2 protein-coding genes are annotated in these 1,990 nt (G+C 75.5%); one reads left to right on the forward strand and one right to left on the reverse strand.

What is annotated here, in order from left to right; genetic code table 11:
* The coding region (locus ACVNF4_RS35410) for a nucleotidyltransferase domain-containing protein (protein ID WP_461806946.1) at positions 1 to 513 on the reverse strand (513 nt) is incomplete at its 3' end.
* Positions 514 to 660: 147 nt separating this feature from the next.
* Between ACVNF4_RS35410 and ACVNF4_RS35415 the strand changes: the two genes are divergently transcribed.
* Positions 661 to 1,990 (forward strand): hypothetical protein (locus ACVNF4_RS35415; RefSeq protein ID WP_461806947.1); only part of this gene is annotated, 1,330 nt, incomplete at its 3' end.

The raw sequence follows: 1,990 nt of genomic DNA on the forward strand, positions 1-1,990 counted from the left end.
GTCGAGGGTGGCCCGCGCGGCGCCGTACCAGCGCGCGGGCGCGGCGGTACGCAGCTTCTCCGGATAGCCGTCCGGGCGGGGCGCCGTACCGCGCAGCACCCGATTGACCGCCAGTTCGGCGACGACGAGGTAGGTCGGGATGCCCGCGAGGTGGAACAGCAGCGGCTCCACCCGGTAGTGCCCTTCCCGCGCCTGCGCCAGTTCCCGTTCGACGACGTCCAGGTCGCGGTAGTGGACGTCGACCCGCCGCCCCTCGACGTCCAGCCAGGCGCCCCCGTTGAACACTCCCCCGCCCCAGCCGCCGACCTCCGAGACCTCCCCCGGCCACCCGACGGCCCGCAGTTCCCCCGGGTCGAACGCGCCCCGGTAGTACACCGCCAGGTCCCAGTCGCTGTCCGGCCGCTGCGTCCCCTGCGCGCGGGAACCCCCGAGCGCGACCGCGCGCACTGCGGGAAGTGCGGCGAGCCGGTCGGCGACGGTGTCGAGGAACTGGGCGTCGGTGAGGTGGGGCATGGGCTCAGGCTATGAAGTGCGGCCCGGGGCCGACCAGTTGTTTTCCGGGCCGTCCCTCACCGTTCCTGACCTGCGCACATCGGGACTGTCATACCCGGATGGTTACATTGACTCACTCTGTGTAGGCGAACGGGAGATCGGAGGCAGATGCGCTCTGAGCGGCGACGGCGTGCGGAGGTCGTCGACTACTGGCGGTCCGTCGAGCTGCTCGGCCCGCCCCGGCTGCCGACCTCCTCGCGCGAGGAGGTGCGGCAGGTGGACGTCCGGCCCGGGGAGCCGTGGCCGGTGCTGCCCTGGCAGGAGGACGGGCCCGGCGACGCGGACCGGGGGGTGTGGCGGCACACCGTGTACGGCGGGGTGTTCAGGCCGGCCGCCCTGCTCGATGGGCTCCAACCGCGCTTCGGTGCGGACCGCTTCGACATGGACCCCTTCGGCGCCCGCGCGCGACAGGGCGAGAGCGCGGTGTTCGCGCTCACCGTGGACGCGGACGGGGTGCTCTTGGAGGGCACGGTGGCGCTCTCCGCGTGCGCGTGGACGGCGGGGCGCGTCCGGAGTGCCGGGCCGGACGAGGTGGGGTGGCCGGAGGGGTTCGGGGTGGCGGAGGCGGGGTGCGCGCGGGCGATCGGGGCGCTGAGCCGGCGCCATGTGCCGTACGGGCACGCGCGCGTGGAGGGCGGTGAGGCTTCGGAGGGCTGGCGCGGAGTCGTGCTGGAGGTGCTCGGTCCGGCGGCGGTCGGGGCAGTGGGGGCGTTGCTCGGGGGTGCTGTGCGGCGGATGGGGGTGCCGGGGCAGCGGGGGGACGGAGAGGGCGGGGTGAGCGCTGACGGCAACGGCCCGCGCGGGAGCGTCCGCACGCTTGCCGACGCGTCCACGTGTACGGAACTCCGCCTCGCCCCCGGTCCGCATGCGACCCGCCGCCCGCTGGAACTCCCCGACCTGATCGCCCTCGCCGCGCACGCGGCCGAGCTGTGCGGCGTACCGGACCTGCTCTCCCCGGCGAGCGTCCGCGTGCATAGCCGGCGCGTCAGCAGGCGCCGGGACGGCTCCCTGCCCGACGCCCGGCCGGCACGCCTGAACAGCCGTCCGGCAAAGGACCTGGAGCGGGTCGCGGGCGCCGAGGAGCACGGCGTGCCGCTCACGGCGTACCTGACCGCCCCCGGGAACGCCCCGACGGCCGCCCGGACCGATGTGCGCGAGCACCCGGAAGCAGTCCTGGACGCGGTGGCCCCCGGGGCGATGTCTCTGGGGTGCTGGCCCGCGCCGGAGGGGCGCCCGCTCGACCTGAGCCGTCAGTTCGCGGTCAACACCGTGCTGGCCGAGTTGTCGGAGGGCGGGCTGTTCTCCATGACCGTTCCCCCGGGGACCGGAAGGGTGGGCGTACTGCGGGACCTGGTCGCCGCGGTCGTGGTGGAGCGGGCGACCCGGCTGGCGGCGCTCGCGCGCCCGGCGGACGCCTACGCCGGGGCGGTCGAGTGGC

It is taken from the genome of Streptomyces sp. S6, assembly GCF_054880855.1.